We start from the raw sequence: 16,190 nt of genomic DNA, 5'->3' as shown, positions 1-16,190 counted from the left end.
CTTCTTATAACCCCTAAACCGAAAGTCATGAAAACGAAATTTCAATTTATCGCAGGAGTGGTCCTAATGTTTCTCTTTTTAATTCCAGGGGCACAAGCCCAGATCTTACAGGAAAAAAGCGATGTGATCAAGGAATATGGGGAACCTTTTTCTTCAGGGGTTACCAAAAGCGGGGAAAATTATCTTTTTTATAAAATGCCGGTAACCACCAAAGCCAGCGGCACTTACAATCAGGGACGGGTGCTGTACTTTAAAACCTTTAGCGACGGCTCTGAGGTTTGCTATAAATTTAAAGTGGTGGAACCTCTTTCAGAAACTATTTACAACATCACTTCCTTTACAAGAAACCTGGTACAAATTGAGGATATGCAGTGGAAGGATTATGCAAAAGGAATAGTTTATAATATTAAAGAGGTGAAAGGCGTGTGCCTTATTACTGCGGAATACGATAATGAGGTGAGCCTGGCAAAGGTTTACAAATTTTAACCGGCTATGCCTTTCAGGATTTTCAGACGAATTTCAATCGGCTGAAATATTCCATACACAAATCGAAAAACCTATCTCACTTTTGAGGATGATTTTGACAGTGATTTCCAGAAGGGATTATTTAGATAATACAACCAGCCTGCCCTCTATTTCGCATTTATTGAATTTAAATTCGGCAGCTATATATTCAAAAGTTTCCCTGCGGTAAATAAACACGTGGGTGGGGTCTTTCCTGTAATACCATGTTTTAAATACTAAAGGAGCTTCAAATATATGGGTCATTATAAGAAGTTTTCCGTTTGGTTTGAGCAGTTTAGATAGTTTATGAAACTCTTCGCGCGGATTTTGAAAATGCTCAACAACTTCACAGGCAAAAACATAATCATACTGCAGTTCCAGCACTTCGGTAAAATTTGCAAAGAAAGGGTCAAATTGGGTTACCGGGTAATTTGCCTCTTTTAAAACCCCCGAGATCACGGGCCCGGTTCCCGACCCAAAATCAAGACCTTCCTGCTCTTTCGTAAAATGTTTCAGAATATAATCGCTTATGGGGGAGGAAAACTTTTTATAGCGCGGGTCATTTATATCATTATTATGTGACAGGTAATGTAAGCGTTCCTCTTCAGGTGATAGATACAGGCCCTTCTCCTTAACCCAGGCTTTGCAGCAGGAACAACTATAATATTCCTCATCAGGTTTATTCAAAAGCGGCGTATTACAAAGGCTGCAATTCATATAAGGGCTTGTTGAACCCAAATTTATCGATATTTATGAGACCGGGGGAAAGTATTTTTCAGGATCTACCCTTGTAATATAACCCGGTAATGATACTTTTTAAATGAAAAGGCCTTTACCCTTTACATCAGTTCTGGTATTCTTTATTAATGTAAATGGCCATCCCGATAATTTCGCTAATCGATAAAAATTATTTTAAAAATTATCGGGTTAAATTCGTAACTTATCTCATACTAAACTGAATTTGAGAGTTTTACCGATAGTCCTGCCCTGCCTGGAATATTCCGAAAGTAATACTTTTCCCCCGCCAGATACATTGTAGAAAAAGAATAGTTAAATCTTCTAATCTTACAATAAAATGGGTAAAACGCTGAAAAGGCTTGGCCTGCATATTCTATTTTGGATATTGATAGTCCTTTATTTTGCCTGGGGATTCGGCCTGGACCTTAACCCCATGCAGTCTATTCGAAATGCCTTGTTTTTTATTCCCGGCCACCTTATTATTGTATATGGGGTACTTTATTTTTTGGTTCCCAAATTCCTGTTGAATCGCAAATACTGGCAGTTTTTCCTGGGATTATTTATCCTTATAGGCGCCTGCGGAATTTACACTGTTTTGGCGCAACTCTCCCTCTCCGGTGACCCAAATTTGCAGGGAGCAAATATAACCGTGGGAAGAAATATCCTTCCCTTTATTCATGTTGCTGCAATTGCCGCCTCCATTAAACTTCTCAAATTCTGGTATGTACAAAGAAAACACACCCTGGAGGCAGAACAGCAACGAACTGTTGCCGAACTTAAGTTGTTAAAGGCGCAACTTCATCCTCATTTTTTATTCAATACCCTAAATAACCTTTATTCGCATACGCTTGAATTCTCTCCAAAATCTCCTGAGATCGTCCTGAGACTTTCGGCATTGTTGCGGTTCATGATCTATGAGAGCAATTCTCACCGCATCTCTTTAGACCGGGAGATTAACCTTCTGGAGAATTACATTTCCCTTGAAAAAATGCGCTATGGAGAAAGACTGGACCTGTCACTTTATGTAGCGGGCGAGATAGAAAAATACCAGATTGCTCCGCTCCTATTACTTCCATTTGTTGAAAATGCTTTTAAACATGGAACCAGCAGGCAAATAGATCAATGCTGGATAAGCCTTGATTTGTCGCTGGAGGGCAGCCTTTTGAAATTTAAACTTATAAACAGCATTGATCCTGTTACAAAAGATGGTGGTTCCCAAAGGGGCGGCCTGGGACTGGATAATGTAAAGAAAAGACTGGAAATATTATACAAGGGAGAATATAAACTGGAAACTCAAAAACTGCCCGATGTATATGTGGTTAATTTGGAGATCCAACTTGAAATACTCGAAGAACAATATATTGACAAATTAGAATTGAGCAAAATTATTTGATCATGGTGTGCAGATGTATTATTGTAGATGATGAACCACCGGCTATTAAGGTCCTGACCAAATATATTGAGGCAGTGCCGCAATTGGAAATTTGTGGAATTTGCAGGAATGGTTTCGAGGTTTTAAATCTTCTTGCCACTGAAAAAGTAGACCTTATATTCCTGGATATACAAATGCCGAAACTTTTTGGCACCCAACTTTTACGAATATTATCCCATCCTCCAAAAGTAATTTTCACCACGGCCCATAAAGATTTTGCCATTGAAGCCTTTGAACTTAATGCGGTAGATTATTTGCTTAAACCTATATCATTTGAACGATTTTTAAAAGCGATAAATAAAGTGCGGCAAATAAATAATGCCTTGCCAGACAATCAGGTTTCCGCAATTAACTTTCTGTATTTTCGGGCCGACCGAAAAATGGTTAAAGTATTTCTTAAGGAAATTCTATATCTGGAAAGCTACCGCGATTATGTTATTATTCACATTGACAAAAACAGGGAACTCAGGGTAAAACTAACTTTAAACCACGTAGAGGAAATGTTACCGGAGAACCAGTTCTTGAGAATCCACAGGTCTTATATTGTTTCTCTGCGAAAAATAACAGCCTTCACCAAAACCGATGTGGAGATAGGCCGTAAAGAACTGCCTATTGGAAAAAGTTATGCCAATGAATTTCTTAAGATCATTCCTCATGGCGGAAATTTACCCAATGGAGTGGCTGAAAGGTAAAGGTAAAGGTAAAAGTATATAATGCAGCTGTAATTAAAAGGAGTTATCTGCTTTAATAACCTGTAATAGTCCGGTCATTTTAAACCGGACTATTCTGCAGGAGGACATTTACAGGATCTTTTTAAGCTCCCTCAAATTGTTCTCAAATACATATTCTCCCAGTTTTCTTCCCTGTCTTTCTCCCACCTCAACAGCTTTTCTGAAGTGGTATCCTATATAGATCCTTGAAATGGCATTTTCATTCCCCATTTGAGTAAAGCTGGTAAGATGACGTTCCACTCCCGGTAAATAATATGGGCTTGTAACCGTCATATTAAGATGGTCGGTTTTGAAGCATGCTTTAAATACAAAGGCGGCAGCGCCACCACTATAGGCGTGAGTTGACGGAAATTCAGGCGTTGGCGGGGTGCGAAAAGTTGGGGTCCAGTCTACATCTCCAATGGTTGCCTCAATACCATCTGAATCCCCACCGCGTATGGCGGAAATTGGCCTCCATAAATTATAATGGTATTTTCCATCAAAAGATGCTATGTAGGCATCTATCTGTGACATTTGGATAAGGCCAATAAGTCTTGCAGCCTCCCAACCATCCAGTTTTTTCTGAACAATCAGAGCCCTGGCCATCCTGTTCATAGAACTTGAATTGGTTTCTATCCAAAATGCCCCAATTTCGGTTTGCTCCTCTGTCCTTAAAGGGCAGGCTGTACAACCCAAAGATTTTACCTCATTATAATCGGCCAGGTACTCACTTGAAATTAAAGGATAAGGAGCCGCATCCCGGAATTGATCCCCTGATAAAATACCGAATGGAGTAAGATTTCCCAAATTAGGAGCAAATACAGCATTTGCGGGCCAGATGGGACCCGGCGCATTAAAAGGAGGGAAATTAGATTGATACTCTCCGGGTGCCGTACCTCCCACATACGCAGTAAAAATTAATGGAAAATCATTTCTTCTTTTATAAAGAACAGCGGCAGCAGCATCCCTGCCTATATCCATACCCCGAATTTTGAGATCTGAATCCTCAATTTCGGCAAGCAGGCTGCTCAATAACTCATCTGCGGCAACGGTAGCCCCAGGATAAAGTTGGACCAAAATATCCCTGGCGGCTTGCGAAACTGCCGCATCTGCAATTGATTCGATATTCTTGTGGGTAATACCTGCGGGATCTACATCCAAATTATCCAAAGCGTAGGTTTCATATTTAGGAACTACATTGTTCAAGGCATCGTGAATGGCCAGGGTCACCATAGCATATAGTTTCACCTCCACAGGTTGTGGTAAAGTTTGATCTATAGATTTGCTTAGCAACTCGTTCCATTGGAGCACAGTCTTAGGACTGTAAGTTTTAATCATCCCGTTGTTAAAGTTGGCCACCGCTTTAACATCGGCAGAATTTAAAAAACCGGAATCGGCGGTCTCAATCTCGTCCACTTCGCATGATCCCAGACTAACCATTAATATTAGTCCCCCAAAAAGTTTTAATGTTGTTTTCATGATCACATTTTTTAAGTTATACCCTAATTTATTGTGAAAATGAAAGGGGGAATTTAATAATCGGTACAAAGCAGTTTTGAGCAGTCCAATAATAGAATTGGTAAGATAAAGGAAGTTATAACTTGTGGGTTTGAGTTATCCGTTATGGTTTGTGAGGGGTGATAGGGACAAATATTTAAAGAATCTGATGTCACGGAATTTTAATTTGTGACAGGGATAATCCATTTACTGAATTCTTCTGCCAGCCCTCTGGTAGTCCCGGTAAGGCTACAGGGGAAATATTTCTGGTGTAAATGATCCGTTAATAGTTTTCTCAGGGACTCTGAATTCGCGCGGTGATTAACATCTCACATTATACAATACCTCCCACAATACTCAATACTCAATACTCAATACTAAGTAAATAAAAAAACCGGATCTCAATCAAGACCCGGTTTTCTTTATGCGCAGGATACAGTTACTGAATGGGTGTGCCCTGCCTGGTTTGTCGAGGTAACCGAAATAGAATTGTTTGCCTTTAACGTATTAAACTGGGTAGGCGAAATGGTTATTTCATGTATGTGATTATCTGTACTTGCCTGACTAAGCGTATAGCTTTTTTCTACTGCAGCATTTACATCTTCCTTGGATACCGTGAGGGTATGTCCATGATTTGCACTAATAGCGCTTTGGGTTCCATTTTGCAAACAATTTGCCTGCGGATTTGGACTTGGACTTGGGCTTGGGGAGGGTCCGTCATCTGATCCCGAGGAGCAGCTAAACATCGAAACCACGGGAAGGCCTATTATTAGCCCCGCGGTGGTTTTCCTGATAAAGGTTTTTCTATCCATAATTCCTGAAATTAAGTTGTTAAAGTTATTTCTAATATCAGTATCCGTCAACATTTGCCGGATCTTCTCTTGGGCCCAGGAAGAAGTTTCTCGAAATTGAAAAACCAAACCTGACCCCGCCGTCTTCCCACGATTTTTGGGTATATGGAATAAAATTATTTTCGGTAATATAGGTGGCATTTTGAAAATTCAGACTAAAAACATGGCCACCGGTTTCTATCTCCAATCCAATCCCCAGAGGATTGTAATAGGTAAGATCCAGGTCGTTGGGGCGGTCCAATCCGTTTACCCAGGTGTAGTCCGCTATTAGGGACAGCCTTTTCGTGAGTTTTAATCTCCCACCCATTCCCAACACAAAAAAGTTTTCTTTATCTAATGGGTCCAAAACCTGTGGCCTTATTATATAACCTGGATTAAGCATTAAGGATAAAGATGAAGAGAATTTTTTCGCAATGATCAATTGTAGAAAATGACTGATCCTGTCTCCCTGCCCGTCAAATTCATTAGCAAAATTTTCCTTTCTTGTTATCCAGGAAGTTTGGCCAAAAACGGTCATTGAAACCGGCATTTCTTCTTCTACCTGATAGAAAAGCCGGTATTTTCCCTGGAAATTATAGGTTTCGTCAAATTTACTGCGGCCAATTCCAACCGTAAGTTCATCGGTAATACCATAATCGAACCCCAAATGTATATCTGTAGCCGCATCAAGGCCAAAAAGAGTATGAGACCCCCCAAATTCACCTCCTATATCTCCAAATCTATGCCCCACCCAAAAGGTGAGAGTTTGCTTTTTTTGAGTCTCATTGGTTTGAAGTAATACCAATTTGGGACTTCTAAAGGTTGCTATCACCTTTTCTTTAGGAGGTTCTTCCAGATTTCCCATAATGGAGTCCAGGTCCTGGGCAGTAGCCAGGGAGGTGATAAAAATTACACAAAACAGGAGGAAATTTTTCATGGATCTCATTGATTATATGTGGCTTCCACCGTAACTTTAATTACTTCAGCAATATTCCTGAACATTAACCGGGGAATTTTAATATTATGGTCTTTATTGGCTACTCCAAAATTTGAATTTAAATGCATCTCTTTATTTACGAATCTTACTTCCGCAGGAATATTTCTGTTTTTCACCTTGCCGTGTATTTCCAGGTCTCCCAATATCATAACAGTTTGAATCTCATTTGAAGCCGTATTGGGTATGGGAGATAATTTTCCACGGAAAGTAGCGTGAGGATATTTGTGAGATTCCATGTAATTTTCATTGAAATGCTCTTCCATAAGCGATTTGGCAAAATTAAAACTCCTTATTCTTACCCTAAAAATAATTTCGCCTGTAACCGAATTGTAAACTGAGGTTCCCTGCTTGGAAACCGCTTCAATGTCTTCTACAGGAGCCGATGAAAAGAAGCTTATTCTGGTATTTGGGGATTGAAAAATTTCCTGAGAGAATCCTGCCTGCATTAAAAGCAGGAAAAGAAGTAAATATATCCCCCTATTTTTCATTTTAAAAAATAAGAATCAATTAATATAAATTATGATACCTTATTAAATTTACAAAAAATATAATTCAAACCTAAACAAATCATAAATAATTACCAATTTAGGCATATTATTTACAACATGTTCTCCGGGGTCACTTATATTAAAGGGTGGAGGGTTAGGAGGCGGGGGCGGAAAATTTCTTCCAGATTGTAACCCCCATCTTTACCAAAAACAAAACAACTATCCCTACGACCAATCCCACTAAAAATTCTGTAATTATCGCCGGGATTTTCTCAAATAGTCCGTGCAGGAAATGAATGTTATGTACAAAGATGCCACCGGATACCAAAAGAAGTGCTATTGTTCCTATTACCGAAAGACTTTTAATGACCTTGGGCAAAGCATTTACCAGAAATATCCCTATGTGATCTGAAATGCTGTCATCTCTGTCATTCATCGAAATTAGTTTCGCTCCAAACTCATCCATTCGAATGATCAGGGCAACTATTCCATAAACCCCTACGGTGGCAACCAGCGCGATAATAGAAACCACCACTATTTGAAGGGTCAATGTTTCTTCGGAAACTGTACCAAGAGCTATGATAATTATTTCTACAGAAAGTATAAAATCTGTGATCACTGCCGATTTTATCTTCTCTTTCTCAAGACTCAGGGCCTCTTCTTCTGTAATTTCCCTAAGCTCGGGTGTAGTTTTTTCATGCGCGTGCGGAAAAACCCATTCATAAACTTTTTCAGCTCCCTCATAGGCCAGGTAGAGTCCGCCCAGTAATAAAATCACGATGATAGCGGGGGGATATAGCCAGCTTAAAAGAAAAGCCAGCGGCAATATGATTAATTTATTAAGGAAAGAACCCTTGGTAATAGCCCATAAAACCGGGATCTCGCGGGAAGACATGAAACCGGAAGCCTTTTCGGCATTCACCGCGAGGTCATCTCCCAAAATTCCGGCGGTTTTCTTTCCCGCCAGTTTACCCATTACCGCGACATCATCCATAAGTGCTGCCACATCATCCAGAAGTGCAAAAAATCCTGAAGCCATAAATTGTATTTAATTTTCCAGCAAGATACATGGAAGTTTCCCACTTTTCAACGGATTTTAACAATTGCATTTATAGAAAAAAGCCTTTTATAACATTCTTGATCTTTCAGGAAACATTTCAAAACCCTCACAGGTATTGGCAACCCGGGAGGTTAAGGGATTAAATTGGAAAAAGGAAGGGGAGAAAATTTAAATGTCGAGGCACTTTAGTCGTTAGCTTTTTTGAAGTTGGCATCCTGGTTCTTAAAACAAGCGTGGTTCACAGTTGATTTCCGGTTTTAAGTGATAAATATCATTTCTCTCCCCAAAACCTTGATCTATCTTTCATAAAAAACAATGAAGTTCTGGAAATATTTGATCCCGCTCCTTCTGTTGCCTGGCAGCTGCGGAGATAAGGAAGAAGCCCGGATTCCGCAATTCACGGCCGAAGTACCTTCCCAGATCCTGAAGGAACATACATATTTTCTGAATCAACTGAAACCATTGACTGCCTATGAAGACAGTACCGGGATAGTTGCCAGAGAACTGTATAATTTGTTGGAATTTCATTTTAAGGAGGAAGAGGATTATGTATTACCTCCTTTGGGCATCCTGCAGTTATTAGCCAATGGAGAATTGCCTGAGGAGAGCGGAAAGATCCTTAAGCTCACAGAAAAATTCAGGAAGAACGAGAGCGTAATGCTCGCCGAACACCAGATGATCAAACATTTTATGAGCAAAATGATGAATTATGCCGCGACAGAAAACCCCGGGGAAATTTCAGGTTATGAGAAAGAACTGGAGAAACATTCTGAGCTTGAGGAAACAATCCTGTTCCCAACCGTGCTGTTAATTGGGGAATATTTAAAACTGAAAGAAAGGGAGTTTGATAATTAGAATAGAAGCAATTTTTCTTCAGGAGAAAATGTAGAACTGCTTTTTTTCATCCAGCGGTCAATTTAAAAACCTTGACCTGTTTCCGGATTTATGATTACATACTTACAAAAAGCCAAGTTCCTTTGCCTTATCCACAAGAACTAAATCTCCTCCCTGTTTAACCCCTATAGCTTCTTTTATATTTCTTTTTCTTTTCTCTATTGCAGGCAGGGATAAATTTACAATGCCGGCCAAATCTTTAGTCTTTACTCCTTTTGAAATATGAAACAATATGCTGCGATCTATAGGGTCAAGCACCAACTCATTAATGAATTGATTTCTGAGCATTTCATTTATTGTCTGGCTATAATATAAATTTCCAGCTATTACTTTTTCAAATGAAGATAAAAATTCCAAAGGATTTACATCTGTTTTAATTAGTAGCCCCTCAGGTTTAATATTTTTCATTAAATTATATATTCTCATGTTTTCACTGTACATGGTCATTATAATGATCTTTGATTGCGGAGAAATCTCCCGAATTTTTATACCCAGATCTTCACCACATAAAATTTTAAGTTTTTTGGCCGGAGGGAGGCTTACATCAAGGTAAATAAGATGATAGGGCGAAGTATTTAAGGAAGTTTCTATCTTATTAAACGCATCTTCACAGTTAAAGGCAAAATCAATTAAAAGATTCTTTTTCTCACCTAATGATTTGTTAAGGATATTCTTATACCCATCCAGGATCATGGGGTGGTCATCTACCATTAATATTTTTATTGATTCATTCATATTTTTCGGGGCAATTTAATCTCAATCCTTGTACCATTGGTATTGGAGTTAAAAGAAATAGATCCATCTAAATCCTTACTTCTCATTTTCATGTTTTTTAAACCTATCCCATCTTTTACAGATTCCAGGTCGAAGCCCTTCCCATCATCCTCAATACTAACCAGAACTTCTTTCTCAGATTGAAAAAAAGAAACCTTTACATTCCTGGCATCTGCGTATTTATTGATATTATGTATTGCTTCCTGAATGATCCTATATAAATTAATCTTGGATTTGGGAGGTAAATATTCCCATTTTATTTCGTCTTCAACAATCAATTCACTTTTATAATTCGCGTAATTTTCCTGCTCTTTTAGAAGCTCGGCTACAATATGAAGGAAGCTTTTTTCTGAAGATAGGAAATCTATATTTAATTCATGAGAGACCTTTCTAATATCCTTTTCAAGTAGCTTGAGTTCATTGATATACATACCTCTTTTTGCCACAGATTCCTTATCTGTACAATCATTTAAAAACTCCAGGTTTAACCTAACCCCAAAAAACTGACTTAAAATTCCGTCATGGAGTTCCCGGGAAATACGTTTTTTCTCCTTTTCCTGGGCATCCTCAATTATTGTCTGGGAATCAATGAGTAAATTATAAATTTCCTCATTGGTTTTTTGCTGCTGCTGAATCAATTTTAATTCCCTGTTCTTTATCCTTTGATTCCGATTGGTAAAAACTGAAACCAAAAGTAAAATCAAACCGGAAAATCCAAAAATCATCCACCTTTTTTGAAGGTTCAGTTCATTGTTCTGGGCAATAAATTCATCAGTTTCAAAGCGAATACGGGCAAATTTATTTCTTATAGCCCGTTCTTCCTTTTGAAGGCTGTCATTTAATTGTATATATTGATCTAATGTTTCCTTATCATCATTTAAAGAGGACAAAAACAAGAGAGATTTTAACAGGTCCCTAAAATTGTTCGATTCCTGGGCAAGGTTTTTTGCAGAGGTAAAAAATTCACTTGCTTTGGCTGTATCCTTTTGCTTCAGGTAATATTCCCCCAAGTGTATTTTATTAATTACTACACCGCTTGTATGCCCCGTACTATCTCTAATTCTTAGAGATTTATTTAATTTTTCCAGCACTCCTGATGTTTTACCCCTTTTCATTTCGGAATGAGCGAGATTATCCAATGCCATCGCATATAATTCAGGGTCAGTTTGTGATAATTCCGGATTTTGCAGAACCTCTTTAAAGGAATTTTCTGCAAGAACAAATTCTCCCATCTTGGAATAAACGAGTCCTATATTGTTCAATATTATTTCCTTATTCTTGTTTTTGTCTTTTATGTTTTCAAGATATTTTTCAGATTCTTTAAAGGAATTTATCGCACTCTCATATTCCTCAAGCTCCCCGTAAATTATACCCAGATTGTTATATGCACTAAATAAGTAAAAATACTTTTTAAGCGGTTTAAATATTTTTATAGCCTGAATAGAATTGATTTCACTACCGGTATAATCGTGAATATCTTTTTGTATATATGAAATATACAGGAGCATTTTTGCAGAAAGGAAATTTTCTTCAATGTGCGAGTAAAGTTTCTGCGCTTCATTGAAATTTTTAAATGCACCAGCTAATTCTTCTTTTGAATAATAAAAATTGGCAAGATCATAGTGAGCTTCAGCTATTTTTGAAGTATCCTTTAATTTTAAGGATTGCTGAAATGTCTGTTTATTAACCTTTAAAAATTGGACAGAATCTTTGTTTATATAATGCGCATAGCTTAATAAAAAAAGAGCGTCATTTTTAATAGTATCATTTTGGATCCTATTAATCGCCTTGTTAATTTCTAAGGAAAGGGATAGCTTTTCTTCAGTATTGGGGGTAGAATTCATCAAGGAAATTCTCTCCTTTACCGAAGCTAATTCATTTATTTCTTTTTTATTGATCACCTTGTTATTGCAAGAAATAGAAAGCAACAATATTAAAAAAACTGAAATTCCTTTAATCAAAATGTGGGGTTTTAACAGGTAAAATCTTACAATATTGATAAATATAGGAAGTAAAAATGAAAGAAAAAGATTAAGACTGTTTGGATCACAGTCTTAATCTAAAAAAGTTTTATTCTATCCTTCTTCATCAGATCCTTTAGGAGGTATAGGCACGTCTTTGGAATCTCCGGTGTCACTATAAGTATCTGAAGAATTTATAGATTTCGTTCCCGTATTTAGTTCTTCGGGTTCACAAGAGGTGGTTGTAGATATTAATGCTAACATTATAGCTGCAGAAAAGATAAATTTTTTCATGTTTATAGATTAAAATTAATTACTATTTTTTAGTTCCCCTTAACCAGGGGAACATGGCTTATAAGGTATAAATAATTGGATTTTTATTGAAAAAGCCCGAAAGGAAATTACTTTAATTAAAGAAATTTAGAATAAAGTCCCGGCAATTACAAAGTAAAGAGGCAATAATTTTTATTCAATAGAATGAATAGAAAGAAAGCGTTTAGTGCCTCCTTTCTATCCCTCTAAAAAAAGATTAATATAAATATTCCAGTGCAACGCGATCATAGTATCCAAATTCTCCATCTTCACTGGCACTAAAACAAGCTAACATAATAGAATTAGCATCATATCCTGTGGGTGTTCCCGGTATATGCACGGCACCGTCTGATCCTGCTGCCTCACCACTTTGTCCACAGCTCTGCCGGCTAAACCAGTCTGTATGTCTTAATCCTACTGAATGTCCAATTTCATGTGTAATTACATGTTCATTGGTGTTGGTATCATAAGCTTCCATTCCGGAATAGATCTGAACGTATTTATAAGGATTTCCGCCACTGGGGAACCCTGCCACACCTCCGGCTTGGCCGTTAGGATTTTGATAAACCACAATGTCATAAGCTGAATAATTTGTGCCAAATGTAAGTGTGAAATTCAGTCCTATATTTAATGCATTGTAATTATCTATGGTCCATTGCAAAGCCGTTTTTTGTTTTGAGGTCAATCCTTGCCCAGAACCACCCGTGTATCCAATTACATTCACATTCCTGTAATTGCTCACCAGGTTATAGGTGCGGTACTGCTTGCTGGTAATATTATTTGAAGACATGTTATTTAACTGCTCCCGGTTAAGCAATATATCCCCTTCTATTAAAAAGGTTTTTTCAGTTGATCCATCGGGAAGAAGCAAATCTATAATTTCTGCATCTTTAGAATTAAAATGTAAAGAAGAAATAAGTTGTAAGTCCTCTTTTGAAATTTTCTCCTGAAAATCCTCGGCAGAAGCCTCCATCGAAGAAGGAGCTTCTTCCTTTTCACAGGAAATAAAAAAGAATCCTGTTCCTAAAATCATCAATAATAATTTGGTCACTTTCATAGTAAGTAGGGTTTGATTTAGTTAATACCTGAAAATTACAGTATATCATAAGTTTTATTGCCAAAAGCACCGTACAAATAGTATGGTTAACCATAATATCCAATGTTAAGTAAGGTAAACCCTACAATAAATAAGGTCTTTAATTAAGGCTTGTTTTTAAAAAAAGAGAAATTAGGCATTCATAAATTATTAATTTAAAACTAAAATTATGATGTTAAAAAACCCAATGAGAACCGGACTGGCTTTAATGGCAGCGTCCTTCTTTTTTTATTCCTGCTCCCAAGACCAGGGCGTTACAGAGGAAGAAGCTTTATTTACAGATTTCAACACCCCACAGGATGCAAATGCAATTGAAGGGCAATATATTGTTGTCTATAATGCCAAGGCCGTTGAAGATGTAAGTTCTAAATATCCCAACGATTATGGTAAGGCTCAGGAAGCGATGGCTTCCCAAACCATGAAAATTCTCTCTAATGCTTCCATTTCCAATGCAGAAATAGTTAATGTATATAGCGGAACTTTAAAAGGTGCTACATTAAAATTAACAAAGGAACAGGTTGCCCAGTTAAAAGGACAAAAAGAAATAGCTTATATAGAACAAGATAGGGTGGTTACTTTTGCTCCTCCAGGTGGAGATGGAAATGTGGAGGCAACAAGTACGCAGGAAACTCCGTATGGAATTTTAAGAGTAAATGGTGTTTCTTCATATACCGGATCAAATGTTGCCTGGATAGTAGACACGGGAATTGATCTTGATCATGCAGATCTTAATGTAGATGCTTCCAGAGGTTTCAATGCTTTTACTAAAGGGAGAGACGCCCAATCTACAGATGATGGTAATGGCCATGGATCACACGTTGCAGGAACAGTTGCAGCCTTAAATAACGATATTGGAGTTATTGGGGTAGCACCCGGTGCTACTGTAATTCCTGTTAAGGTTTTAGATTCGAGAGGAAGTGGATCTTATTCAGGTGTTATTGCAGGGGTTGACCACGTAGGAGCTAATGGTAATCCAGGAGATGTAGCCAATTTAAGTCTTGGCGGACCGGTTTCACAGGCCCTTGATGACGCTGTTGTTGCCGCCTCCAATAAAGGAATCTGGTTTGCTTTAGCAGCCGGAAATGACAGTGAGGATTCGAACCTTCATTCTCCTGCCAGAGCTAACGGACCTTATATTGTAACAATTTCTGCAATGGATGTTAATGACACCTGGGCTTATTTTTCCAATTTTGGAAATCCTCCGGTTGATCTTGCTGCTCCCGGAGTAGCTGTAAAATCCACCTGGAAAGATGGTGGGTATAATACTATAAGCGGAACCTCAATGGCTGCCCCTCATGCTGCCGGAGTATTATTATTAGGTGCTGCCCGTACAGACGGGACCGTAATAAATGATCCGGATAATAATCCAGATCCTATTATAGTTCATTAATAATTAAAAACTAAAGTTTTTATAAACCGTTCTGGAAATTTTCCAGGACGGTTTTTTTATTTCAAATTATCTTAGGTTGAAATATTATATGTTTATAACCTTCCCGGGTGTATCCAATTAAAAAAGGGAAAAAGGAATCTTAGAACAAGGGATTGGCTGCGCCCTTCCCAATGGGCTCTGTTTTGAAAATGGAAAACTTTTAAGATAGGGATTGGCGGCGCCTTTCCCTGTTGGCTCCGTTTTGAGAATGGAAAACTTTTAAAATAGGGATTGGCTGCGCCTTTCCCTGTTGGCTCCGTTTTGAGAATGGAAAACTTTTAAAATAGGGATTGGCTGCGCCTTTCCCTGTTGGCTCCGTTTTGAGAATGGAAAATCCTACCAAACTTTCAGTTTGGTAATTTTTCTTTTTATAAAAGGAATCTGAAAGCGAGCTTTCATTCCTTTTATAAAAAGAAAAATCTGCAGCTCTCGCTGCAGATTTTCCATTCATCTGTGACCCCGGAGGGATTCAAACCTTCCACGCATTTATGAGTATTTAAAGGTAATTCAAGAATTAATTCGTTTGAGGGAACCGAATAGGTAACTTTTTATTTAAACACGGATATATTCTATTGACTTCCGATTCTATAAAAATACAAATATTATAATTTTATTTGATGCATCTAACCTTTTTTCTTTTTTACGTTTCAAGCTAAACCCCATTATGTAAATAAACACCAAAATAACAATTTAGTTACCTTTATCTACCGCTTCCTTATGATAAATTTAAATACTGTTTAGAATGCGCTGTCTTACCTATAATTTAAATTCCCAACTTAAATAATTTTGAATTTAACTTCAGTACTTCCCCACCCCTAAATACATTCGCCTCGTTATTCTCCATTCCGTATGTCTTGGACAGTATTTTGAAAGCACTGCAATATCCCGCATGAAATAATTGGTCCCCCTGTTCAAAATTTAGAAAGTAAAATTAAAAGGAGGATCCATGTAGTAATAGCAATTTGGAAGGATATTGAAAAATATCAAACGAAACCATATGACAATGTTGGCGGCCCTTCAAGAAGAAATTTATATATAAAAATAAATTTTTTCCTAGAGAGCATTTACCTGTAATACTAAACTTTCTCATAAAATTAAACTGAGCCTTTAAACAAATAAAATAAAAGCTCTTAAGAAAAGCCTTACTTTTTCTACGGTTAAAGAGGCGGCATCAAATCTACCTATCTACTAAATTGCAGCTGTTTCGAAACAATTAAATTATTAACTTAAATTTTTAAAATTATGAAAAAACAATTTTTATTAGGAATACTACCACTATTTGCTGTGTCACTTTTATCATTTTCTAAACCAGTTGAAACAAAAATAACAAAGAATTTTTGCGATTACACATCATATTGTTCCGGTTATGCTGATGCAAAAGAAGAACAGGAACCAATGTCAATGGAAGAATGGACCGCGGTTTATGAAGGATGCATAGCAAAAAGATGCCCAGGATATTAAAGAATAG

The 16,190-nt window shown here is 37.5% G+C and carries 18 protein-coding genes; 7 read left to right on the top strand and 11 right to left on the bottom strand.

Annotated elements, in window-relative coordinates; translation table 11 throughout:
• Positions 1 to 27 precede the first annotated feature (27 nt).
• Complete coding sequence (locus tag FK178_RS15190) at positions 28 to 486, top strand: hypothetical protein (protein WP_146837199.1); 459 nt, start codon at positions 28 to 30, stop codon at positions 484 to 486.
• Positions 487 to 603: 117 nt separating this feature from the next.
• Here FK178_RS15190 and FK178_RS15185 read toward each other — a convergent pair whose 3' ends face one another.
• A complete protein-coding gene (locus FK178_RS15185) occupies positions 604 to 1,191 on the bottom strand; it encodes a class I SAM-dependent methyltransferase (RefSeq protein WP_205677195.1) in 588 nt (195 codons plus the stop codon).
• A gap of 388 nt (positions 1,192 to 1,579) precedes the next feature.
• Here FK178_RS15185 and FK178_RS15180 point away from each other — a divergent pair, with 388 nt between their 5' ends.
• Both FK178_RS15180 and FK178_RS15175 read left to right on the top strand, forming a co-directional pair.
• Positions 1,580 to 2,635, top strand: a complete 1,056-nt coding sequence (locus FK178_RS15180) for a sensor histidine kinase (RefSeq protein ID WP_146837196.1) — start codon at positions 1,580 to 1,582, stop codon at positions 2,633 to 2,635.
• Between the two features lie 2 nt (positions 2,636 to 2,637).
• Positions 2,638 to 3,366: a LytR/AlgR family response regulator transcription factor gene (locus FK178_RS15175; protein WP_146837193.1), complete on the top strand. Its 729-nt coding sequence runs from the start codon at positions 2,638 to 2,640 to the stop codon at positions 3,364 to 3,366.
• Positions 3,367 to 3,474: 108 nt separating this feature from the next.
• On the opposite strand, the gene FK178_RS15170 is transcribed toward FK178_RS15175, so the two are convergent.
• The 5 genes from FK178_RS15170 to FK178_RS15150 form a co-directional block, all read right to left on the bottom strand.
• Complete coding sequence (locus tag FK178_RS15170) at positions 3,475 to 4,863, bottom strand: vanadium-dependent haloperoxidase (RefSeq protein ID WP_146837190.1); 1,389 nt, start codon at positions 4,861 to 4,863, stop codon at positions 3,475 to 3,477.
• Between the two features lie 440 nt (positions 4,864 to 5,303).
• Positions 5,304 to 5,693, bottom strand: a complete 390-nt coding sequence (locus tag FK178_RS15165) for a hypothetical protein (RefSeq protein WP_146837187.1) — start codon at positions 5,691 to 5,693, stop codon at positions 5,304 to 5,306.
• Between the two features lie 37 nt (positions 5,694 to 5,730).
• Positions 5,731 to 6,648 (bottom strand): DUF5777 family beta-barrel protein, encoded by a 918-nt coding sequence (locus FK178_RS15160; RefSeq protein WP_146837184.1) that lies wholly within the window; start codon positions 6,646 to 6,648, stop codon positions 5,731 to 5,733.
• Positions 6,649 to 6,653: 5 nt separating this feature from the next.
• Positions 6,654 to 7,196: a YceI family protein gene (locus FK178_RS15155; protein WP_146837181.1), complete on the bottom strand. Its 543-nt coding sequence runs from the start codon at positions 7,194 to 7,196 to the stop codon at positions 6,654 to 6,656.
• A gap of 154 nt (positions 7,197 to 7,350) precedes the next feature.
• Positions 7,351 to 8,235, bottom strand: coding sequence for a DUF808 family protein (locus FK178_RS15150; RefSeq protein WP_146837178.1), 885 nt, complete (start codon positions 8,233 to 8,235; stop codon positions 7,351 to 7,353).
• Positions 8,236 to 8,571: 336 nt separating this feature from the next.
• On the opposite strand from FK178_RS15150, the gene FK178_RS15145 reads away from it, so the two are divergent.
• Complete coding sequence (locus tag FK178_RS15145) at positions 8,572 to 9,111, top strand: hemerythrin domain-containing protein (protein WP_146837175.1); 540 nt, start codon at positions 8,572 to 8,574, stop codon at positions 9,109 to 9,111.
• A 102-nt stretch (positions 9,112 to 9,213) separates the two neighbouring features.
• On the opposite strand, the gene FK178_RS15140 is transcribed toward FK178_RS15145, so the two are convergent.
• The 4 genes from FK178_RS15140 to FK178_RS15125 all read right to left on the bottom strand — a co-directional run bounded on the left by FK178_RS15140 (position 9,214) and on the right by FK178_RS15125 (position 13,254).
• Positions 9,214 to 9,885, bottom strand: a complete 672-nt coding sequence (locus FK178_RS15140) for a response regulator (RefSeq protein WP_146837172.1) — start codon at positions 9,883 to 9,885, stop codon at positions 9,214 to 9,216.
• Positions 9,882 to 11,885 carry a tetratricopeptide repeat-containing sensor histidine kinase gene (locus tag FK178_RS15135; protein ID WP_146837169.1) on the bottom strand — a complete coding sequence of 668 codons (2,004 nt, stop codon included), beginning with the start codon at positions 11,883 to 11,885 and terminating at the stop codon, positions 9,882 to 9,884. Before FK178_RS15135 ends, FK178_RS15140 begins: the two co-directional genes overlap by 4 nt.
• 114 nt (positions 11,886 to 11,999) lie before the next feature.
• On the bottom strand, positions 12,000 to 12,179 hold the full coding sequence (locus tag FK178_RS15130) for a hypothetical protein (RefSeq protein WP_146837166.1): 180 nt from the start codon (positions 12,177 to 12,179) through the stop codon (positions 12,000 to 12,002).
• A 235-nt stretch (positions 12,180 to 12,414) separates the two neighbouring features.
• The gene (locus FK178_RS15125) at positions 12,415 to 13,254 is read right to left on the bottom strand and encodes a M57 family metalloprotease (RefSeq protein WP_146837163.1); all 840 of its coding nucleotides are present in this window, start codon (positions 13,252 to 13,254) and stop codon (positions 12,415 to 12,417) included.
• Positions 13,255 to 13,462: 208 nt separating this feature from the next.
• On the opposite strand from FK178_RS15125, the gene FK178_RS15120 reads away from it, so the two are divergent.
• Positions 13,463 to 14,683, top strand: coding sequence for a S8 family peptidase (locus tag FK178_RS15120; protein ID WP_240793854.1), 1,221 nt, complete (start codon positions 13,463 to 13,465; stop codon positions 14,681 to 14,683).
• Positions 14,684 to 14,882: 199 nt separating this feature from the next.
• Here the strand turns inward: FK178_RS15120 and FK178_RS15115 are convergent, their stop codons facing one another.
• Positions 14,883 to 15,173, bottom strand: a complete 291-nt coding sequence (locus FK178_RS15115; RefSeq protein ID WP_146837160.1) for a hypothetical protein — start codon at positions 15,171 to 15,173, stop codon at positions 14,883 to 14,885.
• 431 nt (positions 15,174 to 15,604) lie between these two features.
• Here FK178_RS15115 and FK178_RS15950 point away from each other — a divergent pair, with 431 nt between their 5' ends.
• Together FK178_RS15950 and FK178_RS15110 are read left to right on the top strand one after the other, a co-directional pair.
• Entirely contained in the window at positions 15,605 to 15,796 is a 192-nt protein-coding gene (locus FK178_RS15950) for a BfmA/BtgA family mobilization protein (protein WP_394345094.1), read from the top strand.
• 168 nt (positions 15,797 to 15,964) lie between these two features.
• Positions 15,965 to 16,183 carry a hypothetical protein gene (locus FK178_RS15110; protein WP_146837157.1) on the top strand — a complete coding sequence of 73 codons (219 nt, stop codon included), beginning with the start codon at positions 15,965 to 15,967 and terminating at the stop codon, positions 16,181 to 16,183.
• The last annotated feature ends 7 nt before the right edge of the window (positions 16,184 to 16,190 follow it).

The sequence above is a fragment of the Antarcticibacterium arcticum genome (genome assembly GCF_007993795.1).
Taxonomy (GTDB): Bacteria; Bacteroidota; Bacteroidia; order Flavobacteriales; family Flavobacteriaceae; genus Gillisia; species Gillisia arctica.
This window is presented reverse-complemented; position numbering and strand designations above follow the sequence as displayed.